Annotated in this window: 17 protein-coding genes; 11 read left to right on the forward strand and 6 right to left on the reverse strand. The window is 71.5% G+C overall.

Annotated elements, in window-relative coordinates; all coding sequences use genetic code 11:
* Positions 1-25 precede the first annotated feature (25 nt).
* From ACN27G_RS11185 to ACN27G_RS11200, 4 genes are all read left to right on the forward strand, one after another.
* Entirely contained in the window at positions 26-1,258 is a 1,233-nt protein-coding gene (locus ACN27G_RS11185) for a beta-ketoacyl synthase N-terminal-like domain-containing protein (RefSeq protein ID WP_421497296.1), read from the forward strand.
* 123 nt (positions 1,259-1,381) lie between these two features.
* Entirely contained in the window at positions 1,382-1,699 is a 318-nt protein-coding gene (locus ACN27G_RS11190; RefSeq protein WP_421492726.1) for an antibiotic biosynthesis monooxygenase family protein, read from the forward strand.
* A gap of 116 nt (positions 1,700-1,815) precedes the next feature.
* Positions 1,816-3,237: a BNR repeat-containing protein gene (locus ACN27G_RS11195; RefSeq protein WP_421492727.1), complete on the forward strand. Its 1,422-nt coding sequence runs from the start codon at positions 1,816-1,818 to the stop codon at positions 3,235-3,237.
* A 184-nt stretch (positions 3,238-3,421) separates the two neighbouring features.
* Positions 3,422-4,525 (forward strand): GDSL-type esterase/lipase family protein, encoded by a 1,104-nt coding sequence (locus tag ACN27G_RS11200; protein WP_421492728.1) that lies wholly within the window; start codon positions 3,422-3,424, stop codon positions 4,523-4,525.
* 113 nt (positions 4,526-4,638) lie between these two features.
* Here ACN27G_RS11200 and ACN27G_RS11205 read toward each other — a convergent pair whose 3' ends face one another.
* The gene (locus ACN27G_RS11205; protein ID WP_421492729.1) at positions 4,639-5,976 is read right to left on the reverse strand and encodes a DUF2079 domain-containing protein; all 1,338 of its coding nucleotides are present in this window, start codon (positions 5,974-5,976) and stop codon (positions 4,639-4,641) included.
* 175 nt (positions 5,977-6,151) lie between these two features.
* On the opposite strand from ACN27G_RS11205, the gene ACN27G_RS11210 reads away from it, so the two are divergent.
* The gene (locus ACN27G_RS11210; protein ID WP_421492730.1) at positions 6,152-6,349 is read left to right on the forward strand and encodes a hypothetical protein; all 198 of its coding nucleotides are present in this window, start codon (positions 6,152-6,154) and stop codon (positions 6,347-6,349) included.
* A 315-nt stretch (positions 6,350-6,664) separates the two neighbouring features.
* On the opposite strand, the gene ACN27G_RS11215 is transcribed toward ACN27G_RS11210, so the two are convergent.
* On the reverse strand, positions 6,665-8,086 hold the full coding sequence (locus ACN27G_RS11215) for a glycosyl hydrolase family 18 protein (protein WP_421492731.1): 1,422 nt from the start codon (positions 8,084-8,086) through the stop codon (positions 6,665-6,667).
* A gap of 304 nt (positions 8,087-8,390) precedes the next feature.
* On the opposite strand from ACN27G_RS11215, the gene ACN27G_RS11220 reads away from it, so the two are divergent.
* Positions 8,391-8,708: a DUF6582 domain-containing protein gene (locus ACN27G_RS11220; protein ID WP_421492732.1), complete on the forward strand. Its 318-nt coding sequence runs from the start codon at positions 8,391-8,393 to the stop codon at positions 8,706-8,708.
* A gap of 110 nt (positions 8,709-8,818) precedes the next feature.
* A complete protein-coding gene (locus ACN27G_RS11225) occupies positions 8,819-9,586 on the forward strand; it encodes a DUF899 family protein (RefSeq protein ID WP_421492733.1) in 768 nt (255 codons plus the stop codon).
* Positions 9,587-9,618: 32 nt separating this feature from the next.
* Here the strand turns inward: ACN27G_RS11225 and ACN27G_RS11230 are convergent, their stop codons facing one another.
* Positions 9,619-10,377, reverse strand: coding sequence for a zf-HC2 domain-containing protein (locus tag ACN27G_RS11230; RefSeq protein ID WP_421492734.1), 759 nt, complete (start codon positions 10,375-10,377; stop codon positions 9,619-9,621).
* A 143-nt stretch (positions 10,378-10,520) separates the two neighbouring features.
* On the opposite strand from ACN27G_RS11230, the gene ACN27G_RS11235 reads away from it, so the two are divergent.
* The gene (locus ACN27G_RS11235) at positions 10,521-11,102 is read left to right on the forward strand and encodes a sigma-70 family RNA polymerase sigma factor (RefSeq protein WP_421492735.1); all 582 of its coding nucleotides are present in this window, start codon (positions 10,521-10,523) and stop codon (positions 11,100-11,102) included.
* A 158-nt stretch (positions 11,103-11,260) separates the two neighbouring features.
* Here ACN27G_RS11235 and ACN27G_RS11240 read toward each other — a convergent pair whose 3' ends face one another.
* The 3 genes from ACN27G_RS11240 to ACN27G_RS11250 form a co-directional block, all read right to left on the reverse strand.
* On the reverse strand, positions 11,261-12,715 hold the full coding sequence (locus ACN27G_RS11240; protein WP_421492736.1) for an ATP-binding protein: 1,455 nt from the start codon (positions 12,713-12,715) through the stop codon (positions 11,261-11,263).
* 123 nt (positions 12,716-12,838) lie between these two features.
* Positions 12,839-14,497, reverse strand: coding sequence for an FAD-dependent oxidoreductase (locus ACN27G_RS11245; protein ID WP_421492737.1), 1,659 nt, complete (start codon positions 14,495-14,497; stop codon positions 12,839-12,841).
* A gap of 101 nt (positions 14,498-14,598) precedes the next feature.
* Positions 14,599-16,740, reverse strand: a complete 2,142-nt coding sequence (locus ACN27G_RS11250) for a M14 family zinc carboxypeptidase (RefSeq protein WP_421492738.1) — start codon at positions 16,738-16,740, stop codon at positions 14,599-14,601.
* 591 nt (positions 16,741-17,331) lie between these two features.
* On the opposite strand from ACN27G_RS11250, the gene ACN27G_RS11255 reads away from it, so the two are divergent.
* The 3 genes from ACN27G_RS11255 (at position 17,332) to ACN27G_RS11265 (ending at position 22,703) form a co-directional block, all read left to right on the forward strand.
* Entirely contained in the window at positions 17,332-18,624 is a 1,293-nt protein-coding gene (locus ACN27G_RS11255; protein WP_421492739.1) for a cytochrome P450, read from the forward strand.
* Between the two features lie 585 nt (positions 18,625-19,209).
* Entirely contained in the window at positions 19,210-19,857 is a 648-nt protein-coding gene (locus ACN27G_RS11260) for a helix-turn-helix transcriptional regulator (protein WP_421492740.1), read from the forward strand.
* A gap of 296 nt (positions 19,858-20,153) precedes the next feature.
* Complete coding sequence (locus tag ACN27G_RS11265) at positions 20,154-22,703, forward strand: nitrate- and nitrite sensing domain-containing protein (RefSeq protein ID WP_421492741.1); 2,550 nt, start codon at positions 20,154-20,156, stop codon at positions 22,701-22,703.
* Positions 22,704-22,712: the final 9 nt, after the last annotated feature.

The raw sequence follows: 22,712 nt of genomic DNA on the forward strand, positions 1-22,712 counted from the left end.
CGGCCGGAGGGGCGACTCCGGTCCGTTGAGCGGCCGCGCCGTGATCACCGGTATCGGGGTGGTCGCGCCGAGCGGGATCGGCAGCGAGGCGCACTGGAAGTGCGTACTGGCCGGGCAGAACCGGATCGGCCGGATCACCCTCTTCGACCCGGAGCGCTACCCGAGCCGGCTGGCCGGCGAGGTGGCCGACTTCGACGCGCTGCACTACGCCGACAACCGGCAACTGGTGCAGACCGACCGGTGGACCCACCTCGGCTTCGCGGCGGCCCGGCTCGCACTCGCCGATGCCGGGCTGCCGGAGGTGGCCGGCGATCCCTACGGGTACGCGGTCACCCTGGCGAGTTCCTCCGGCGGCAACCTCTTCGGCCAGCGCGAGCTGCAACGGCTCTGGCGCGGGCCGGCCCGGACGGTCGGGGCGTACCAGTCGATCGCCTGGTTCTACGCGGCCAGCGTCGGGCAGCTCTCCATCCGCCACCAGTTCAAGGGGCCGTGCGGGGTGCTGGCCGCCGAGTCCGCCGGTGGGCTGGACAGCCTGGCGCACGCGGTACGGATGATCCGGCGCGGCACACCGGTGGTGCTGGCCGGTGGCACCGAGTGCCCGCTGAGCCCGTACGCGCTGACCTGCCAGATCCGCGGCGGCCTGGTGAGCAGCTGCCCGGAGCCGGGGCTGGCGTACCGGCCGTTCGACGTGGCGGCCAGCGGCTACGTGCCGGGCGAGGGTGGGGCGGTCTTCGTGGTGGAGGACCTCGAACATGCCCGGGCCCGAGGGGTGCGGACCGGCTATGCCGAGGTGGCCGGCTGGGGCGCCAGCCACGACGCCCGGCACACCGACCGGCGCGCGGCCGGGGACCCGGCGCAGTACGCCCGGGCGATGCGGCTGGCGCTGGACCGGGCCGGGGTGGACCCGGCCGAGGTCGACGTGGTCTTCCCGGACGCGCTGGGCGTGCCCCGCTACGACCGCAGCGAGGCCGAGGCGCTGCGGGCGGTCTTCGGGACGCGGCCGCCGCCGGTCACCACGCAGAAGCCGCTGGTCGGGCGGGCACACCAGGGCGGGTCGGCGCTGGACGTGGCGACCGCGCTGCTGAGCATCTGGCACGGCGTGCTGCCGCCGACGGCCGGGCTGGACCGGCCGGCGCCCGGTTGTGAGCTGGACTTCGTCCGGGGGTCCGGACCCCGTCGGGTGGACGTGGCACTCGTCGGCGCCCGCGGTTTCGACGGTTTCAACAGCGCCGTGCTGCTCCGGCGCGGCCCGGGGTAGCGGCGACCGTGCAGGCGGCGTCCTGCCCGGGAGAGCCCTCCGGCGTGGTGCCGGGGGAGCCCTCGGTGTGGTGCCGGGGGAGCCCTCCGGTGTGGCGCCGGGAGAGTGGAGAGGACGACCGGTATGCCCAAGGCCAGGGTGCTGTTTCTGATCAGGGTGCCGCACGAGCGCACCGAGGACTTCCTGAAGGCGTACGAGCAGATCCGTTACGAGGTCGCCGGGGGAGTGCCGGGGCACCTGGTGGACCAGGTCTGCCAGGCGTCGAGCGACGCCGAACAGTGGTTGATCACCAGTGAGTGGGCGTCGCTGGCCCACTTCGAGGCGTGGGAGCGCAGCCCGGAGCACCGCGAACTCGCCGCACCGCTGCGCGCCTGCATCATCGAGGCCAGGTCGGTACGGTTCGTGGTCCGGGAGGAGACCTCGGCCCGCCGCCCCTCCTGACGTCGGTCATTCCCGCGCTCCAACCGGGCCGGCCGCTTCCCGATCGATGTATATGGATGTAGGTTGAATCCATTCATCGACGAGCGCCAGATGGGCGCCGGTCCGAGGGAGCCGCCATGCCCGCTCCGTCCTCCCGTCGAGCCGCTCTGGCGGCGTCGGTCGTGCTCGGTATCCTCGTCGGGGTGGTGGCCCAGCCTGGTCCGGCCGCGGCGGCCCCGGGGGTGGCCCGGCTCGGCGACACCGAACTCGACCCCGCCGCGCTCTACTTCGTCTCCTACGACGGGCTGGTCAACAACGCCTCGTACGCCGACGGCATCGTCAGCCACGCCGGCTACCAGTACGCGGCCTGGTACACCGCCTCCCGGGCGGCGGTGGTGGCCCGCCGGCAACTGCCCTCCGGGGCGTGGCAGAGCGTCGCGCTGCCGCACCGGCTGAGCACGAACGACTCGCACAACTCGATCTCGCTCGGCATCTCGCCCGGCGACGGGCGGCTGCACGTGGCGATGGACACCCACGACAGCGAGGTCTACTACGTGAAGTCCGAGGCCGGACTCGTCTCCGCACCGGCCTCGCGCAGCTGGGAGGCCGGCCGGTTCGGGGCGGTGCAGCGCAGCCTGGACGGGGTCGGGCTCGGCGCGATCACCTATCCGCAGTTCCGGCTCGCACCCGGCAACCGGCTCCAGCTCAGCTACCGGACCGGGCGCTCCGGCAACGGCACCAACGAACTCGCCGAGTACGACGGCTCCGCCTGGCGCCGGCTCGGCCGATGGCAGTCCGCCACCGGGTCGTACGGCGCGAACGGCGCCACCAGCACCACCCGGAACATGTACCTGCACGGGCTGACCTACGGGCCGGGCGGCCGGCTGCACGCCGCGTTCACCTGGCGGGAGGGGAACTCGGCGGTCACCTGCAACAGCGGCGGGCTGACCAACCACGACACCGGCTACGTCTACAGCGACGACCAGGGCCGCACCTGGCGCAACAACGCCGGGAGCCTCGTCGGCACCACCAATTCGGGCAACCTGGTGTCGATCTCCAGTCCCGGTCTCGTGGTCGATCCGCTGCCGCCGAACCACGGGCTGATCAACCAGGAGAGCCAGGACGTCGACTCGGCCGGCAACCCGCACGTGGTGGTCAGTTACGTACCGGGCCGGTTCACCTCGTGCGTCACCTCGTACGCCTCGGCGCGCCGCGCCAACGGCCGGGCCTTCCACCTCTTCCGCAACTCGTCCGGGGTCTGGCGCAAGACGGAGATCCCGGTGCCGTTGAACGCGACGGGCCGCTCCCCACTCGTCCTCGACGCCGCCGACAACGCCTACGTCGTGCTGCCGTACGGCCGGATCGTCACCGCCAGCCGGGCCAGCGGCTACACCGACTGGACCGTACGCTTCGACGGCGCCCGGCTGAACGCCTTCGGCGAGGTGGTGGTGGACCGGACCCGGGTGGAGAGCGAGGGCGTCCTGTCGATCCTCTACCAGCGTGCCTCCGGGGGCGGTACGCCCTCCCCGATCCGGGTCGTGGACTTCCGGCTCGGCTGACGATCGGGGTCGGCCGTCACCCCGCCGGGGCTCGACCATCCCTCGCCGCAGCGACGGACGCACCGTCCGGCGCACCCGATGGTGCGTTCGTCGCTGCGGCGAGCTGCTGATCGCCGTTCCGCGGCGTCGGGGATTTCAATGGACTCAATCGAAGACCATGGATGCATTGGAAGGTGGAGAGCCTATGACCACGACCATTCGCCGGTGCGCGGGCGCACTGCTGGCGGTCGTGCTGGTGACGGTGGCGATCCTGCTGCAGGGCGGGCACCGGGTGGAGGCGGCCGCCGGTGTCCGGGTGCTGCCGCTCGGCGACTCGATCACCGACGGCTTCAACGTGCCCGGTGGGTACCGGATCGACCTCTGGCAGAAGGTGGTGGCCGGCGGCTACACAGTCGACTTCGTCGGCTCCCAGGCCAACGGGCCGGCGAGCCTCGGCGACCGGGACCACGAGGGGCATTCCGGCTGGCGGATCGACCAGATCGACGCCAACATCGTCAGCTGGCTCACCACCCACCAGCCGCAGACCATCCTGCTGCACATCGGCACCAACGACATCTTCCAGAACCGCGACCTGCCGAACGCGCCGAACCGGCTGGCCGCACTGATCGACCGGATCACCACCACGGCCCCGAACGCGAAGCTCTTCGTGGCGACGATCGTGCCGGCCGGCTCCGCGGGCACGGACGCGCAGGTACGCAGCTTCAATGCCGCCATACCGCAGATCGTGCAGACCCGGGCCAACGCCGGTCGCCAGGTCTACCTGGTCAACATGTACGCCGCGCTCACCACCGCCGACCTGGCCGATGGAATCCACCCGAACGCCACCGGCTACAGCAAGATGGCCACGACCTGGTACAACGCCCTGCTGGCCGTGCCGGGCAGCCTGACCGACGGCGGCACCACGCCGACCCCGACCCCGACCGCGAGCCCGACCCCCACCACCCCGCCGACCGGTGGTCCCACGAATCCGCCGACGAATCCGCCGACAACCCCGCCGGCCGGCTGCGCCGCCTCGGTCTCGCTCAACTCCTGGAACGGCGGTTTCGTCGCGACGGTACGCGTCACCGCCGGCTCGTCCGGCACCACCGGCTGGACCGTCGGCCTCACCCTGCCCGGCGGCGTGACCGTCACGAACGCCTGGAACGCCCAACGCAGCGGCAACAGCGGCGCCGTCGACTTCACGAACGTGAGCTACAACGGCCGGATCGCGCCCGGCCAGTCGACCGAGTTCGGTTTCCAGGGCACCGGCAGCGCGGCCGGGCTCACACCGAGCTGCGCGGCCCGCTGACCACCCGCACCGTCCCGCGCGACCCACCTGCCCGGAGAGCAGCGGATCCCGGGCAGGTGGGTCGCGGCCCTGCCGTCGGCGGGCGCTGGCGACGGGGGAGGAAGTGCCGGGGCCTACCGCGTCAGCCGGTAGAGACTCACCTGCTCTCTTCGGTCTGTCAGTTCGTAGCCGAGCGCTGGCAGTTGTCGTATCGCGGCCAGTTGCTGGTCGGCGGGTGCGAGTCCCCGCACGGGGGGATCAACGACTGCCACCCAGTCGGGGCGGAGCCGCTGGGTGGGATATTCGGGAAAGAGGTAGACCGTCGTACGGTTGGTGAGCTGTGGGGCCAGGGAGTTTTCGGCGGCGACCGTCGCTTGGTCCGGAATGGTCGCCAGCGTTCCCCGTTCCGTCGACGACAGTACGGGTCGCCAGGCCGCCGCACGGAAGAGTTCGCCGATGGGGGAGTGTGCGGACAGCAGGACGACGAACGTGACGCACCAGGCGCCGATCGCCAGATGGAACTGCCCGGAGTATCGCGGCAGCGCCGTCCGCAGCGTGGCGTGGACGCGCGGCACGGCTGTTGCGGCGGCGGCGAAGACGACCGGCATCAGCACGGCACTGTAGTGGAGGTCTGTTCCCCAGTAGGCCGGGTTGGTGGCCCAGAACCGCCAGGCGAGCGTGGGGAGCGCGATGATCAGTATCGGGGAGCGTAGGGCCAGAAAGGCAGTCGGGGCGAGCAGCATCAGGACGGTCTCGAGTTTCTGGACGGGCATGATGAGCCGGACCAGGGGGTTTCCGACGGTGCCGGAGGCGTGACCCAGGTAGGTGTTCTGGCCGTACACGTTGAGGTGTGGGATCAGGACCAGCATCGTCAGGCAGCAGGCGGCCACTCCCACGAGCGCGAGTAGCGCGCCCAGCTTCTTCGGCCCGCGTAGCACGATGTACATGCCGATCGCAGCCACGGTGAGTCCGAGGTCTTCCTTGACGAGGAGCAGGGGAAGGGCATAGGCGAATGCCGCCCACCACTCCTGCCGGTACAGCCGTTCCACGCAGAAGGCCACGAAGACCACTGCCAGGCAGGTCTCGTGGAAGTCGAAGACCACCGCGCTCTGTATCCCCCAGGACAGCGCGTAGGCCGCGCCAAGGATGCCGCCGAGGCGGGTGCCGCAGGTGCCGATGGCCAGCCGGGTGACCGGTACGACGGAGAGGGCGAATGCCGCGGCCTGGACCGTGAGCAGCGTGATCGGGCCTGGGAAGAGGAGATAGACCGGGCCCAGAGCCGCGAGGATCGGGCTGAAGTGGTCGCCCAGGATGTTGACGCCCGGTCCCTTGAGCTCGCTGACCGGGGTGTTGAGGTGTGCGTAGTTCCGGACCACCTGCTCGAAGATCCCAAGATCGAACCCGGTTGTACGTCCGGTGATATGGCGTACGACCGACAGCAGTTCGTAGAGGACGAACGCGATTCCCGCCAACAGGTACGGCAGAGCACGAGGGCCCGCCGACCGTGGCCTGCCAGGATCAGGCGGTTCCGGTGGGGTGGCGGGGCCGGGCTCTTCCGGCCTACCGGGTTCGTGCTGAGTCGGAGTGCTGCTGGGTGAATCCACTTCCTCGCGCCGCATCAATACATGTTGACTGGCGACGATCCGGGTGGCCGCGGGCCCCTGCGCGGTCGCCGTCTTCGCCGGCACCGGTGCCGCCGTCGTCCCCCGCGGGCAGGGCGGCGGCCCCTACACGGTCGGCACCGAGCCGGTCGGCAGGTGGCAGCGGATGGTGGCCTGGGGCAACGGCTGGTGGACTCGCCGCCCCGGGGTGCCGTCGGCCAGGACGCCGGGTTCGTCGCCGTGACGACGGCACTCACCGACGAGCAGGCCGCGGCGGCCGTCGCCGGCGCCCGCGGCACGGCGGACGGGGAGTGGGCACGCCGGGATCTCGGTATGGCGGTCGAGATCTTGGAAAGCCGCGTCGCCGCCCTGCCGAGCCTTGTCTGGGCCGGTCGCGTCCAGGGCAGTCCGTCCGGCCGACCCGGCCGATCCCCGGTCGCTGGTTGCCGTGCGGCTCGACGGAACCAGCACCCTGCTTCACGGTCAACGCCTGGGACCGGGAGTGAACAGCCGTCCGGCCCGGCCGCTCGTGGCGGCCGGGCCGGACGTGGTGCCGGGATCAGGCCGGCAGTCGCCAGACCTGGTTGGCGCCGCCGAAGCAGTCCCAGATCTGCAGCCGGGTGCCGTCGGCCGAACTGTTGTCGGTGGCGTCCAGACACTTGTTGGAGGCCGGGTTGCGGAGCGTGCCGTTGCTCTGCGCCTGCCACACCTGCGCGCCGGTGCCGTTGCAGTCGTAGAGCTGCACCTTGGCGCCGTTGGTGGTCGCGGCGGCGGTGATGTCGGCGCACTTGCCGAGCGCCCGCAGGGTGCCGTCGGTGCCGACCGTCCACTGCTGCGCGTTGGTGCCGTTGCAGGTGTAGAGCTGGATCGCCGCACCGTTCGCGCTGGACGCGGCGGCGACGTCGACGCACTTGCCGCCGATGCCGGTGATCTGGCCGGTCCGGCCGCCGGGCGGGGGAGTGCCGCCGCCCATCACCGTGTCGTAGATGGCGCTGACCAGTGAGGTGGAGTTGTTGGTGTCCTGGGACAGCTCCCAGTTCATCATCCCACCGGCGTTGGCCAGCGCCCACTGGGTCTTGCGCCTGACCGTCGGGATGCCGTTGTAGCACTGCTGGGCGCCGCCGGCCGTGGTGCAGTCCCGGTTGGCGTTGGCCGGGTCCATCGCGACCAGCGCCGAGTAGGTGTAGTAGCCGGGCCGGCTGTAGAAGGGTACGCCGAGCACCGCCTTGCCGGCCGGCAGGCCGCGCGCCTTCCAGCCGTTGACCGCGTTGATCGACCAGTCGTAGTTGGCGTGCGGGCTGCCGCCGTCGTACGCCATGATGTTGAGCCAGTCGACGTAGCCGAAGACGGCCGGTTGCACGCCGTTGACGGTGCCGCCCTCGGAGACCACGGCGGCGGTGAGCAGCTTGCCCCGGCTGCGGAGCTGGCTGCTGAGCTGCTGCATGAGGGCGGTGAAGTTGTTCGCCGAGCTGCCCGGGTCGGGATACTCCCAGTCCATGTCGACGCCGTCCAGGTTGTACTGGTTGACGAAGCTGATCACGCTGTTCACGAACGTGGTCCGGCTGCCGGAGTTGGCGGCCAGCGCCTCGAAGGCGGAGTCGTCGCCGTTGTTCCAGCCGCCGATCGCGATCGAGACCTTGACGTTGCTGCTGTGTGCCCGTGACACCAGCGAGGAGAGCTTGCTGGGGTTCTCCACCGCCCGCAGCGTGCCGTTCGCGTTCGGCAGCACGAACGCGTAGTTGATGTGGGTCAGCTTGTTGTACTGGATCGCGTTGATGTCGCCGGCCCAGCTCGGCATGTAGCCGACGCTCTTGAAGTTGTTGGGCAGCACGACGGCCTCGGCAGGGGAGAGCGGGGCGAGCGCGACCGCCGTTCCGGTCGCCGCGGTGGCGAGCGCGAGCACTCCGGTGAAGAACCTGGACCGGACGCGGGGGCGGCGTCCCGGCGGGTCCACCCGCTCGGCGCTCCTGGTAGGTGACATCGGCGTTCCCTTCTGTCGCAGGCGCCTCAGCGACTCGACCCGATCCGGTGTGGGGGGTACGCGCGGCTGCCGGGACGACGGCAGCGGGGGGTGCGGCGCCGTACCGGGCGGGTCGGGATCGGGATCGACGTGGCTGAGTTGCTGAAACATTAGGAAAGTTAACTAATAATGTCAATGCATCGCTGACGGGTAATACCTGCCGCCCCGGCGGCCGGTGAGGTCGGGGGTCGACCGGTTATCGGCGCTGCCCCTCGGGAAGGAGAAGGCGGTAGCCACCCGGTGGTGGACCGACCAGGAGGAAACCATGAAGATCACCTGGAAGCCCGTCGACCAGCACGGGGCGATCAGCAGCAAGCAGTCCCGGGAACTGCCGGACAGCGCGTTCGCGTTTCCCGGCAAGCGCAAGGAGCCGCTGACCGACGCGTCCCACGTCCGCAACGCCCTCGCCCGGTTCGACCAGACGCACGACGTCAGCGACGCCGAACGGGACCAGGCGTTCGCCAACATCATGGCGGCGGCCAGGCACTACGACATCGAGGTCGCCGAGTCCGACTGGCGGCAACTGGGCAAGCGCCCGCACACTCCGAACCCGGCCCAGGGCGGGCGCGGTTCGCGCTCCTGAGCCTCGGGCGGTCCGGCAGGACGGACCTGCGGGCACGTCGGTGTAGGTGTCCGATCATGATCGGTCGAAGGGCGTTGTCCCGTGCTCTCCGCTGGGATAGACAGGTTCGCATGACCGAGACGCCAGCGATGGAACGCCCTCTTCCGCAGATCGTCGACCGGCAGACCTGGCAGGCCGAGATCGACGTACTCCGGGTCAAGGAGAAGGCCCATACCAGGGCCGGGGACGCACTGGCCGCCGAACGCCGACGGCTGCCGATGGTCGAAGTCGATCCGCGGACCCCGCTGATCGGGGCCGACGGTCCGGTGCCGCTGATCGACATCTTCGACGGCCGGTCCCAACTGGTCGCCTACTTCCAGATGTGGCACACCGGCAGGCCCGCGGCGCAGCAGTGTGAGGGCTGCACCTTCTCCACGACCCACATCAACGAGCTGTCCTACCTGCACTCGCGGGACGTCAGCTACGCAACCCTCTGCCAGGGGCCGTACGACGAGAGCTCGCGCTACCGCGACTTCATGGGCTGGACGGTTCCCTGGTACTCCGTGCCGGAGGAAGCCGTGGACCGCTTGGTCGCGGATCGGCACTTCGGCATCCTGGTCAGCTATCTCCGCGACGATGACAGGGTCTACGAGACCTACTGGACCACCGGCCGCGGCAACGAGGTGATGGCACCGTCGTACGGACTGCTGGATCTGACCGTCCACGGCCGGCAGGAGTTCTGGGAGGACTCGCCGGGGGGATGGCCGCAACGTTGGGATGCCAGAGGCGGTCAGTTCCGGCTGGACGGCCGTCCGACCGCCCAGTGGTCACGGATCAGGGCCGGACGCGACGACGACCTCGGCGTCTCACCTGATCATGGCGCGCCGCACCGCCACTGACGACCGAACGGGCCCGAAGCGGTGACGCAGGGTCAGGCGGCCCGGTGATGGGTGCGGGCGTGCGCGGTGCCCGGTCGGCCACGCACCAGCCGCAGGCGCGGCGGCGCGGCCGGCGGCTCCTCCTCGAACCTGGCCCGCCACCCCGGCCCGGTCCGCTGCCCGTGCCGGGTCGGCGGATCGCCGGGCTCGAGTGCCGGGCGGGAGAGACCGAGAATGATCACGTAGCCGGCCAGGATCAGCCCGTGGCTGAAGATCCGGGCCGGGTCGACCCGGCCCGCGATCACGTCGTTGACGGAGAGCAGGGTCAGCACCGCGACGAACGCGGTCAGCGTGGGGACCAGTCCCAACGGCCGGGTCCGGCGCAGCGCGATCCAGGTGAAGCCGGCTCCGAGCGCGACGTTCCAGGCGGCGGATTCGTGCCAGAGATGGTCGGGGCCGCCGCCCAGCACGACCTCGAGACCGTGTACGTGGGTCGCGGAGCCGATCCCGGCGATCTGCGCCGCACCAAGCAGGAACTGGGCGACGCCGACCACACCGAGCGCGATCCGCAGCGTACCGGCCAGCCGGGCCCGGCCCGGCCCGGGAGCGGCGGCGAGGATCCGCTCGTCGATCTCCATCGGTGGCGTCACCAGGCTGGTCCGGGCCAGCCGGTTCAGCGCCGTCGCACTTTCCAACCAGCTCCGGCAGTCGGCGCATCCGGCGAGATGGCGGTCGACGCCGGCCCGCTCGGTCGGATGCTCCGCTCCGTCCAGCCGAGCCGACAGCGCTTCTCGAAACTGTTCGCACCCCACACTGTCATAGTCGGACCCCGGGTGATCCTGGTTCCCGCCGGGGGTCCATTTCCCCGATCGGACGTCGATCCGGCAAGGTGTACCACGATTGGATGCCCACCGGGGGTATTCGAGGTAGGTGCTGGTACGGGTAGCTTTGGGGCATGCCTCCCCCCGGCGTCGAGAACGACGACATCACCAAGCTGGCGCTGGCCGCCAAGGCCGGCGACCGTGCTGCGGCGGTGGCCTTCATCCAGGCGACCCAGCATGACGTGCACCGCTTCGTCGCCCACCTGGTCGGCGCCGGTGAGGCGGAGGACCTGGCCCAGGAGACCTATCTGCGGGCGATGCGGGCACTGCCCCGCTTCGCGGCCAGGTCGGCCGCGAAGACCTGGCTTCTCGCGATCGCCAGGCGGGCCTGCGTGGACCACATCCGCACGGCGATGCGACGGCCCCGGGTCGCCTCGCTGCCGGACTGGCAACTCGCCGCCGACACCGAGCTCGCCCGGGCGAGCACCGGCTTCGAGGGTGAGGTGGAGCTGGCCCGACTCCTGGCGGACCTGCCGGTGGATCGCCGGGAGGCCTTCGTCGCCACCCAGGTGGCCGGGCTGAGCTACAGCGAGGCCGCCGAGGTCTGCGGCTGTCCGGTCGGCACCATCCGGTCCCGGGTGGCGCGGGCCCGCGAGGACCTTGTCCAGGCGATGCGGGCCGACGGCTCCGAGCGGCGGCTCCGCTCGACCAGCTGACGCAGGCCCGGCTGACGCAGGTCCCCGAGGGCCACGCCGGGCCCCGCACCGGCGTCCGAGATCGATCGCCGCGCCCCGTGATCGACCGCGAGGTCCTGCGACCGACCACGAGGTCCGGTGGTCGACCACCGACGCCGGAGATCGACCGTCGGGCGGGATCAGGCGCCGTCCTCCTGCTCCGGCGCGGCATCCGGGCCGGAGATCGGCAGGCAGACGCGGATGACGGTGTGTCCCGGCTCGGATTCGACGCGGATGTCCCCGTGGTGCTTGTTCACCACGATCCGGTATGAGATGTCCAGACCCAACCCCGTGCCGTCGCCGATCGGCTTGGTGGTGAAGAAGGGTTCGAAGATCCGGGACCGCACCTCTGCCGGGATGCCGGGCCCGGTGTCCACGATATCGATCGTGATCGAGTCGGCGTCGCGCCCGGTGCGTACGGTCAACACACCCTCCTCGCCGATCGCATAGAGCGCGTTGTCGATCAGGTTGGTCCAGACCTGGTTGAGTTCGGCGGCGTAGACCGGGATCGGCGGCAGGCCCCGGTCGTACTCCCTCACCACCCGTACGCCGGACTTGATCTTGGTGTTGAACATCGCCAGCGTGGCGTCGAGCAGGTCGTGTACGTCGACCGTCCGGTGCGGCGCCCGATCCAGTTGCGAGTACTGCTTCGCCGCCCCGACCAGCCCGGTGATCCGGCCCAGCGCGTCGTCGATCTCGCCGAGCAGCAGCTCGGTCTCGACGGTGTAGGTCAGCCACCGGATCGCCGGCTCCAGGTCCTCCGGCCGTACCGCCGGGGTGACCTGCTCGAGCCAGCCGACGTCGATCCCGCCGGCCGTCAGCGTCGGGGCGAGGTCCCAACCGGCGGTGATGTCGTGCTCGTCCAGCCAGTCCGCCAGGGCGTCCTCGGCGTCGCTGGTCTCCAGCGGTGAGAGGGCCGGTGCCGACGCCGCCTGCTTGACGGCGGCCTCCTGGAGCTCGACCAGGCGCTGCAGTTTGGCCCCGTCCAGCCGGCCGTCGGCGATCATGGCCAGCTTGTGCCGCATCCCGGCGACCCGGTCGCGGAGCACCGAGGTGGCCCGGACGGCGGCGGCGGCCGGATTGTTCAGCTCGTGGGTCAGCCCGGCCGACAGCGAGCCGAGGGCGAGCAGCCGCTCCCGCTCGCCGACCACCGTCTGCGTGGTGCGCATGCCGAGGAAGAGCCCGTCGAGCAGGTGCATCGCCATCGGGAACCAGCGGCGCATCGCGGTGCTGATCACCTCGGCCGGCAGCACCAGGAGCGTGACGTCGGTGATCGCCCGCATCCCGTTCAGGTACGTCTGCACCCGCTGCTCGTTCAGGTACGACTGGGTCGCGCCGCCGTACGCGCCCCGCTGTGCCGTGCGGCTGATCTCGACCCGGTCGCCCTGCACCAGCCGGGTCAGCGACACGGTGCCGTCGAGGAGCACGTAGAAGCAGTTCGCCTCCTCGCCCTCGACGAAGATGTCGGCTCCGGCCGGCAGCCGCTGCACCCGGCCGTGCTCGTGGATGTAACCGAGCTTCTCGTCGTCCAGCGACTCGAAGAGGAAGAGCGTCCGCAGCTCCTCGATCGCCAGCCGCTCGCCCGAAACGGTCATCTCGTCACCCGACCCGTGTCGCTACGGTTCCCACATCTGCATAACGCCTGCCGAGCACTTTTATTGCCAGGACCGTTGCCTGCGGGGACCGGTCACTGCGCCGCGAGGTACCTGCGGGGACGGTCACTGCGCCGCGAGGTACTGGTGGGCCAGGGAGACCACCATCGCACCCTCGCCGACGGCCGAGGCGACCCGCTTGATCGAGTCGGCCCGGACGTCCCCGGCCGCGAAGACCCCCGGCAGGCTCGACTCCAGCGGATACGGGTCGCGCGGCAGCGACCAGCCCGCCGGCCGCCGCCCGTCGCTGGCCAGGTCCAGGCCGGTCAGCACGTAGCCGCGGGCGTCCCGGGCCACCACGCCGCCGAGCCAGTCCGTACGCGGCTCGGCGCCGATGAAGACGAAGAGCCAGGACGCCTTCACCGTGCGCCGCTGGCCGGCCCGGTTGTCGCAGATGGTGAGCTGCTCGAGGTGGTCCGTCCCCTCCCCGCCCACCACCTCGGAGTGCGGATGCACCTCGATGGTGTCGATCCGCTCGATCTGCTCGATCAGGTATTGCGACATCGACTGGCGCAGGTCGGCGCCGCGTACCAGCAGGTGCACCCGGCGGGCGTGCCGGGCGAAGTACACCGCCGCCTGCCCCGCCGAGTTGGCGCCGCCGACGATGTAGACGTCCTGTCCCGCGCAGTTCGGTGCCTCCGTCGCCGCCGAACCGTAGAAGACGCCCCGGCCGGCCAGCTCCGCCAGGCCGGGCGCGCCGAGCTGCCGGTACGAGACCCCGGTGGCCAGCACCACCGTGTGGGCGGCGATGGAGGTGCCGTCGCTGAACCGGAGCAGCCGGGTCGCGCCGGCCGCCTCCAGACCGACCACGTCCCGGGCGGTCAGCAGCTCGGCGCCGAACTTCAGGGCCTGCCGGCGCGCCCGGTCGGCGAGCTGTGCCCCCGAGACGCCGTCCGGGAAGCCGAGGTAGTTCTCGATCCGGCTGCTCTGCCCCGCCTGGCCGCCGGTCGCCTGCCGCTCGACCAGCACCGTGCGCAGCCCTTCCGAGGCGCCGTAGACGGCCGCGCCGAGGCCGGCCGGACCGGCACCGACCACCACCAGGTCGTAGAAGTCGGCGGCCGGCATGGTGGCGAGCCCGACCCGGGTCGCCAACTCGGCCTCGGAGGGACGCACCAGCGCGGTGCCGTCCGGGGTGATCACCACCGGCACGTCGGCCGGGTCGGCTCCGGCGGCGGCCAGCAGCCGCTTGCCCTCGGGCTCGTCGGCGAGCAGCCAGCGGTACGGCACGAGGTTGCGGGCGAGGAAGTCGCGGCAGGCGAAGGAGGGCGCCGACCACCGGTGCCCGACCACCCGGACCTCGTTCTCCGGTGTTTCCGGGGTCGCCGTCCACGCCTCCAGCAGGGTGTCGAGCACCGGATAGAGCTTCTCCTCCGGCGGGTGCCAGGGTTTGAGCAGGTAGTGGTCGAGGTCGACGACGTTGATCGCGTCGATCGCCGCGTTGGTGTCCGCGTAGGCGGTGAGCAGCACCCGCCGGGCCGTCGGGAAGATGTCCATCGCCGCTTCGAGGAACTCGATGCCGTTCATCTGCGGCATCCGGTAGTCGGCCAGCAGCACCGCGACCCGGTCGCCGCGAAGCTTGATCTCGCGCAGCGCGTCGAGCGCCTCCGCCCCGGACGTCGCGCGGACCACCCGGTACCGGTCGCCGTAGCGCCGCCGCACGTCCCGGGCCACCGCACGCGACACCGCCGGGTCGTCGTCGACCGTCAAGATCACCGGGTTCGCCATGGCACCAATGAAAGCATCCGGAGCCTGCCTTGACGAACCGAGCTGTTAGGAAGGGCCCCCGCTACAACAGAAAGCGATAAGTGGGGGCCCTTCCTTGCACGTTAGGCGGCGGCGTGGTCGCGGGCTACGCGGAGGAGTTCGACGAGGCCGGCGGCGTACTCCTGGGACTCGGCGTGGGCCTCGGCGAACGGCGGCTGGAAGCCGACGCCCTCCCACCGACCGGTCGTCTCGTTCCAGATGTCGTTGCCGACCTCGAAGTCCCAGGCGAAGATGCCCAGCTCGTAGTAGAGCTGGTCGGCGGAGTTGCCGGCGGCGGAGTAGAGCACGTCGGCGACCGGGCCGGTCTGGGACGGCCAGGTCACGGTGCCCCGCTCGCCGGCGATCGCCGAGACGATCCGCCGCGCGCTGTCCAGGAACATCTTCGACTCGTCGATCGACGGGCGCGGCAGCAGGATCCGCCCCTCCGCCTGGTACGCCCCGGGCGGCCACATGAAGTACCCGCCGTAGCTGTGCACGTTCATCGCGAACCTGATGTTCGGGTGCGCCTTCGCCAGGTCGACCACGTTGCGGCTCTCCGCCTCCGACAGCTCACCCGTGCCGGCGTAGGCGCCGGAGAGGCAGTTGGTGCTGGCTCCGGCGTAGCCGTCGAAGAGCGAACCGACCGTGTAGTTCCGGTTGACGTCGACGCCCCAGGAGTTGCGGTTGGCCGGGTCGCGCTGGGCGCCGGTGCAGTGGTTGACCAGGTTCTTGCGCTGGAAGCTGGCGTCGTGGAACGAGTAGTTCGCCCCGTCCGGGTTGACCGTCGGGATCACGAAGACGTCGACGGCCTCCAGCAGCTCCCGGGTGGCCGGGTCGGTGTTGGCGTTGGCCAGCAGCCGCTCGGCGAACTCCAGGGTGACCAGCGGGGTCGCCCACTCCCGGGCGTGCTCCTGCGAGTACGCCAGCACCCCGATCCGGGAACCGTCCCGGTGTACGCCGATCCGCAGCGCCTGCACGGTCCACGGCTTCGTCGGCACCTCGGCGCCGGACAGGCCGTCGTCGAGGCGTACCGGCCCGGCGACCGGCATCGGCAGCCCGGAGGAGCCGTTCTCCACGAACGCCGAGAACCGCTGCGGATAGCGGGCGGAGACGAACGCCGCCACCTGGTCGGTGGTGCTGATCGTCCGGCCGGTGCCGTCGGTGGCGAGCGAGATGGTCAGCACCCGGTCGCGGTAGGTCGCCGAGAGCGGCCGGTCGGCCCGGCCGGGGTCGACGGTGCGGACCTGCACCCCGTTCATCTTCTGGTCACCGAACTTCACCGACTCGACCACCACGGCGGCGGTGGCCGGGTCGCCGAGGTAGCCGGCGGCGGTGCGCCGGTAGCCCTGTGTCCGGTGTGGCAGGTCGATGACGTCGACCAGGTCGTCGTACTGGCGGGCCAGGCGCTTGATCCGGGCCCGGATGTCGACGGGTGTGACGTACGCGTCGATGAAGTCCTTCTGGTAGCCCTCCGGCAGTGGTGGCGGGGTGGCGTTCGGCCAGGGTGCCGGGGTGGTGGGCCGGGCGGTCCCGCCGAGGCTGGAGGTGGCGGTGACCTGCACCGGACGGGCCGGCAGCCGTTGCGGCACCGAGTAGTGGTACTGGTATTCGCCGGCGTCGGAGAAGCGGGAGAGCGCGATGGTGCCGGTCGTGCCGTCGGCGGTGCGCCAGGTGACGGTGATCTCGACGTCCGGGTCGTCGGCGGCGGTGGTCGCGACCTGGGTCTGCAGGAAGGTCCGGCCCGCGCTGGTCCACCAGTACGCCTGGAGGAAGTGCAGCGTGTCGACGGCGGCGACCGTGGCGCCCCGCTGCCGGTCCGGGGTGTCGCGCCCGCCGGCGTCGCGGGACTGTGCCGCGGCGCGCACGCTGTCGGCGTACCGGCGGGCGGCGTCGCTCTCGCGCTGGACGACCTGACGGGCCACCGCGCCCCGGGCGGTGAGCGCGGCGAGTTGCCGGCCGGTCAGCACCAGGTCGGCGAGGAGTTCTCCGTCCCGCTGTCGTGGCCGGTTGGCGATGTCGGTGCCCTCGGCGAGCAGCTGCCGGAACTGGGCCTCGTCGCGGAGCTGGACGCGCACCAGGGCGGTCTCGTCGGCGGCGAGGGTGACCGGGACGGTGCTGCCGGTGCCCCCGGCATCGGGCGCGGCCGTGCCCGGCTGCGGGTTACCGAGCACGGTGGCGGTCAGGACCAGGGTGACGGCGGTGGCCGTCCACCATTGTCTGGTCAACGTGGACCTCCTGACGGGTCGTCGAGGTGAGTGGGTTACACATCAGTCCGTTGATCGACATCTGTCAAGGGCCGGAGACGGCTCGACCGTGCCGGGCGGTCGGGTGGACGCGGGGTGACCACACTGGAACGTACGCGTTTCCTCCGAACGTCGAACACGCACCTCCGATGGCGTTTAATATTGGCGCTGATCTACCCAAACCATCGCTCAGGTGGGCCAATGTCGCCGCAATCCTCCGCTGCTTCCCGGAGTGCTGTCGCCGGCCCCGGACCAAGATGTCGCGGAACGTGGTCGGCGGGGCGGGCGGAATCCGGCGTGGCGAGGTGAGTTGATCTCGGGCCGCCGGCCCAGGCAGGGGCAACTGCAGGTCGCAACTTGCACCCGTGGTCGGCTGGTCCGTCTGCGGAGGTCGACGGGCCCGGGGCGGCACCGCAATACAATGGCACAAACCAATACCTTGACTTAGCCGTCCGTCACAGCGCATCGTGAGATTCCCAGTTGTCGTTGGAAGTTGCGGGGCGACTCATTCGCGGTGTGGCGGAGTATTGCCCCGGACCCGACGACAGCGCGCGAGTGGGCCAGGAGGCGGCCATGGAACTCAGCCCGTTCACTGGTACGTATCTCATCGACCCGGCCAGGGTGTGGCGGGAACTTCTCGCCCGTCCCGACGACGTGCACCACGCCGAGGATCTCGGCATGTGGCTGATCAGCCGGCACGAGCACGTGCGGCAGGCGTTCGGGGACGCGGACAGTTTCGGCAACGCGCTGACGCTGGCCCCGGTCTACGAGATGTGCCCGGAGGCGCTCGCCATCGTGATGCGGCTCGACGTGCCGGCGACGACGGCCGCCGCCGACTCCCCGGTGCACACCCGCACCCGGCGGGCGCTGCGGGCCACCTTCGCCAACACCGGCCCCCGGGTCGCCGCCCAGTACGGGCCGATCGTGCGGCGCCGGGTCGACGGGCTGGTCGAGGCCCTCGTCGCCCGTCGGGGCGAGGTGGTCGACCTGATCCCGGAGTTCACCGCCCTGCTGCCGCTGCTCGTGGTGCTGGACATCCTCGGCGTGCCGGAGCGGGACGTGGCCCGGATCCGGCAGTGGGCCGACGGTCAGATCGCGCTGGTCTGGGGTCGGCCGGAGCCGGCCGAGCAGGTCAGGCTGGCCCAGGGGCTGCTCGACTTCTGGCACTACTGCCAGGACCTGGTCGCCCGGCGGGCCGAGGGTGATCTCGACGGCGACGACTTCATCTCCCGGACCCTGCGCTACCGGGACGGCGACGACGAGGTGCTCACCGTCGCCGAGGTGGCCAGCATGGCGTTCAACCTGCTGGTCGCCGGGCACGAGACCACCGCCGGGCTGCTCGCGCACGGCCTCGAACAGGCGCTGTCGGTGCCGGGGCGGTGGCGGCGCGTCGCCGAGGACCCGGCGACCGTGCCGGCGTTCCTGGAGGAGGCGCTGCGGTTCGGCCCGGCCATCGACGGCTGGCTGCGGGTGACACTGCGGCCGGTGACGATCGGTGACGTCACCATCCCGGCCGGGCAGCGGTGCCTGCTGCTGATCGGCGCCGCCAACCGCGACCCGGCCGCGTTCTCCGCTCCGGACCGGTTCGATCCGGAGCGTGACGACGCCAAGGACCACCTCTCCTTCGGTTACGGCCCACATTTCTGTATCGGGGCGGCACTCGCCCGGCTCGAGGCCCAGATCGCGCTCCAGCGCCTGGCCGAGGCAATTCCCGGGCTCCGTCTGGCGCCGGGTCATGTAAGCGTCTACAAGCCCAATGTCGCGTTCCGGGCGCACCAGGCGTTGCCCGCGCTCATCGATATCACGGGCGCGCCGAGGGAACGGTACGAAGATCCACCCGAAGGGCTTAGCGGACGCGCCGCATAGTCGAGGATTCGCCGCCACCGACCAATCCGCCCGCGGTGGTTACGCGCCGCCGTGGTCGGCGCCGGCTGGAAACGGAGCGGCATCGATCCGGTGCGTCGCAGCCGGGCCGATCCGGTACTGCCGGTCCGGCCGATCCGGTACGCCGGCACCGGTCTATGCGGTACGCCGGCCCCGGTCCAACGCGGTGGACCGGCCTGGAGTCGCCCGGCGGCCGGGCGCCAATCGCGGACCACGCATCGATGCACGCCGTCATATGGACGGTGGGGCGGATCGCCCGCGGGGGGCCCGGCCGCCGGTCGGTGATTCCGGAGTGTCGCCATTCGCCGTTCACGGCGGAAGGGGTGAATCCGGGCAACCGGTGGCGTCGAGGTGCCTCGTAGATCATTTTCGTACCGTCAAGTAGGTCGGCCTGGTTTGTTTTTCACCTACCGACAACGACGGGTGGCGCGTACGTCTTCACACAGTGGAGCCGGAGGGTAAGAATTGGCCCCGGCAAATGCCGGGTCATGATCTTTTCCTGACCCGTGCTCTGCTGCGAGTGATCGCATCGCCGACCAACGATCGCTGACCAACGAAGGTGAGCAAATGGACGCTGCCTCGTCAGGCACCGCAGACTCGATGGCCACCCGGGAGTTCCAGCGCGAACTGCGCCGCTGGCGCACCCGCAGAGGGCTGACCCAGCGCGCCCTCGCCGACCGGGTGCGGTTCAGCCGGGAGACGGTGGCGGCGGTGGAGGCGGGGCGCCGGTACGGCAGCCAGGAGCTCGCCGTGCGCTGCGACGACGTGCTCGGCACCGGAGGTCTGTTGACCGAGCTCTGGCCGAAGGTGGCCGTCGAGCAGATCGCCGCCGACGGGCGGCGTGGGCCCCGGGGCTCCGACGCCGGGCCGTCGGAGCGGGTCGATCGGGATCCGGAGCGGGCGGTGGGTGAGCGGCAGTCCGTCGTGGACGCGATCGACGAACTGCGCGGCCTCATCGACCAGATGTTGCGGGTGCATTTCCCGGGCGAGTCCGAGGTGCGGCCCGAGGAGGCGCAGCGGCTCACCGAGGAGGCCGACCGCCTCGCGGTGGAGGTGCAGCGACGCGGCGGCCACCGTCCACCGGACGGCCCACAGCCGGCGGACGGACCCCTGGACCCGGCGGCCGAGTCGCACCTGCCGGCCGGCGAGTCCCGCCGACCGTTCGCGGAGGCGCACCGGCGGGGTCGGGTCGGCGCGCTGCGTCGCCGGCACTGAGTCGCGAAACAGGAGTACGAGCCCGGATGCGCGCCGCAGATCCGGCCGCACAGGCATCGCCACCTGCGAAAGTAACTGCCTGTTCAACTCTGGGTACAGATGGTGGTACGAGCTGTTTGTACCACGGTTAACCCTGTTGTCAGTCCCTCCCGTCCGGCGCAATGGGACTTGCCAACTGCAAGATGCATTTCCTCGATGACGAGCCGTGGGAGTCAGTTTTGGCCTCGACCACCCGATCCCACGCGGCCCGGCCCCAGCAGCCGGTACGGCGACGCGGTTGGAAGATCGCCTCTCGGATGCGCATCATCGTGGCCGCACCCCTGGTGGCGGTCGTCGGGTTCGCGGGGCTGGCACTGGCCGACAGTGCGCAGCAGGCAGAGCAGGCCAGCGACCTCGGTGCGCTGGCGCAACTGGGCGCCGAGGCCGGCCGCCTGGCCTACCAGCTCCAGCGGGAGCGGGCGGCCGCCGCCGACCTGCTGACCGCCGCCACGCCCAGACAGCAGGACACCTACGTCCGGCAGGCCGCCGAGACCGACGAGATCGTCGCCCGCTACCAGCGGCAGCGCTCGCTCGCTCCCGAGCCGGCCAGCGGGCCGGGCGCGGTGCTGGCCCGGATCGACAGCGCGCTGGCCGGCCTCGCACCGCTGCGCACCCAGGTCCGCACCGCCGCGCACGCGGCCGTCTCGGCCACCACGTTCAGCTACCGGATCATCATCGCCGACCTGCTGGCATACCGGGAGGCGATCTCCCAGGGGGTCGTCTCCGCCGACGTCGCGGACGGGATCCGGGCCGCCGCCGCGCTCTCCAAGACCGCGGAGGCGCTCGGCCAGCAACAGGTCGCGGTGCTCCGGTCGATCGCCACCGGCGAACTCACCCCGGCGATGCAGCAGGACATCACCGCCGCCCGCACCGGCTTCACCGAAGCCAGCCTGGCCTTCCTCGGTCTCGCCCCGTCCCAGTGGCAGGTGTGGTGGGAGCAGGCGGGCAGCGGCAAGGAGGCGCTCGCCCTGCAACGCCTCCAGGACCAGGTCTCCCGGGCCGACATCGGCGCTCCGCTGGAGGTCGACACCAACGCCTGGATCGGGGCCACCCAGGGCTGGGCCGCCCGGCTCTTCGAGGTGCAGCAGCGGGTCGACACGGCCGTCCTGGCCGAGGTGGACGCGGCCCGGGTCGAGCAGCGCTGGCGGGCGATTGCCGAGGGCGCGGCGATGGCGGTCGCGCTGCTGCTCACCGTGCTGGTGACCTGGGCGGTCGCCCGGCAGATCACCCGGCGGCTGCGGCGGCTGCGGGACGCGGCGCACTCCGTCGCCTTCACCGAACTGCCGGCGATGGTCGCCGAGTTGCGCAACCTCGACAGCGCCGGCATCCATCCGGAGGCCCTCGCCCGGGCCTCCGCCTCCACGCTGGAGGCGTCCGCCGGTGACGAGATCGGCGAGGTGGGTCAGGCGTTCAGCGCGGTACACCAGGCGGCCGTGCGCACCGCCGCCGAGCAGGCCGTGATGCGGGCCAACACCGCCGACATCTTCGTCCACCTCAGCCGGCGCGAGCAGCGGCTGGTGGACGCGGTACTGGCCCAGGTGGACAAGGTCGAGCAGGACGAGACCGACCCGGAGCGGCTGCAACAGCTCTACACCCTGGACAGCCTGGCGACCCGGATGGGACGGATCAACGCCAGCCTCCTCGTGCTCGGCGGTGTGGGCGTCGGGCGGGTACGCCACGAGGACGTGCCGATGCAGAAGGTCGTCCAGGCGGCACTGTCGCAGATCGAGCACTACACCCGGGTCCGGATCGGCGTCGTCGACCCGGACGTGGCGGTCGCCGCCGACAAGGTCGACGAGGTGGTGCACCTGCTCGCCGAGCTGATGGACAACGCGACCGCGTACTCGCCGCCGGAGACCGAGGCGTGGGTGACCGCGCGCAGCCTCGGCGACCGGGTGATCGTGCAGGTCAGCGACGAGGGGGTCGGCCTGTCGCTGCAACGGCTCGCCCAGCTCAACGACCTGCTGGCCCGGCCACCGGCCACCGACGTCGCGGCGGTCCGGGCGATGGGTCTGGTCGTGGTCGGCCAGCTCGCCGGCCGGCTCGGCGTGGCGGTAGAGCTGCGTCCCGGGCCCAAGCTCGGCACGATCGCGGAGGTGTCGCTGCCGGCCCCGCTGATCCGGGCCGTACCGCCGGAGACCCAGCTGCTGGCACCCGGGCGGCTGGCGGCGATGCCGGAGGGCCGGGCGCGCGGCACCGCCACGCTGGCCGGTGCGACCGCCGTCCCGAACGGCCCGGCCCGCCGCCTTGCGACGGAGCGGGCCCTGCCCGCCGGCTCGGTCTTCCGGCCACCGGCCCAGCGGACGGACCGGGGCGACGACCCGACCCAGGAACTGGTCATCTTCGAGCAGGTCAACAACTGGTTCCGCACCGACCGGGTCGGTGCCCGGGTCGCGGCGCCGACGGGCAACGGCGGCGGAGGTGCACCGGCGACGGTCGCACCGGCCCCGACCGTGCCGTCCGCCCGGACCGGCGGCTCCAGCGGCTCCAGCGGTGCCGGCGACTCCGGCGGTTACCCGGCCACGGGCTGGCAGACCCGGGGCGACGAGGGTTGGCGGGCCGCCACCGGGCTGGTCAACCCGGACATCGTCGGCACCACGACCTCCGGGCTTCCGATCCGCCAGCCGCAGCGGCACCTGGTGCCCGGCGGCGTCACCCCGGCACCGGAACAGCAGCCGGTCTCGGAGCACCGCGACCCGGCCGAGGTGGCCAACGCGATGGCCGCCTACGCCCGCGGCGTGGCTGCCCGCCGTCCCAAGCTCGTGAACGTCTCGGCGACAAGCGACGCGACAGGGAGTGCTACGTGAACCAACGAG

The sequence above is a fragment of the Plantactinospora sp. WMMB334 genome, assembly GCF_049179095.1.
Classification (GTDB): Bacteria; Actinomycetota; Actinomycetes; order Mycobacteriales; family Micromonosporaceae; genus Plantactinospora.

Coding starts and splice junctions, on each gene's coding strand:
- ACN27G_RS11190 (WP_421492726.1), top strand. CDS start 1,382: ATGCCCAAGGCCAGGGTGCTGTTTCTGATCAGGGTGCCGCACGAGCGC.
- ACN27G_RS11195 (WP_421492727.1), top strand. CDS start 1,816: ATGCCCGCTCCGTCCTCCCGTCGAGCCGCTCTGGCGGCGTCGGTCGTG.
- ACN27G_RS11200 (WP_421492728.1), top strand. CDS start 3,422: ATGACCACGACCATTCGCCGGTGCGCGGGCGCACTGCTGGCGGTCGTG.
- ACN27G_RS11215 (WP_421492731.1), bottom strand. CDS start 8,086: ATGTCACCTACCAGGAGCGCCGAGCGGGTGGACCCGCCGGGACGCCGC.
- ACN27G_RS11220 (WP_421492732.1), top strand. CDS start 8,391: ATGAAGATCACCTGGAAGCCCGTCGACCAGCACGGGGCGATCAGCAGC.
- ACN27G_RS11225 (WP_421492733.1), top strand. CDS start 8,819: ATGACCGAGACGCCAGCGATGGAACGCCCTCTTCCGCAGATCGTCGAC.
- ACN27G_RS11235 (WP_421492735.1), top strand. CDS start 10,521: ATGCCTCCCCCCGGCGTCGAGAACGACGACATCACCAAGCTGGCGCTG.
- ACN27G_RS11240 (WP_421492736.1), bottom strand. CDS start 12,715: ATGACCGTTTCGGGCGAGCGGCTGGCGATCGAGGAGCTGCGGACGCTC.
- ACN27G_RS11245 (WP_421492737.1), bottom strand. CDS start 14,497: ATGGCGAACCCGGTGATCTTGACGGTCGACGACGACCCGGCGGTGTCG.
- ACN27G_RS11255 (WP_421492739.1), top strand. CDS start 17,332: ATGGAACTCAGCCCGTTCACTGGTACGTATCTCATCGACCCGGCCAGG.
- ACN27G_RS11260 (WP_421492740.1), top strand. CDS start 19,210: ATGGACGCTGCCTCGTCAGGCACCGCAGACTCGATGGCCACCCGGGAG.
- ACN27G_RS11265 (WP_421492741.1), top strand. CDS start 20,154: ATGCGCATCATCGTGGCCGCACCCCTGGTGGCGGTCGTCGGGTTCGCG.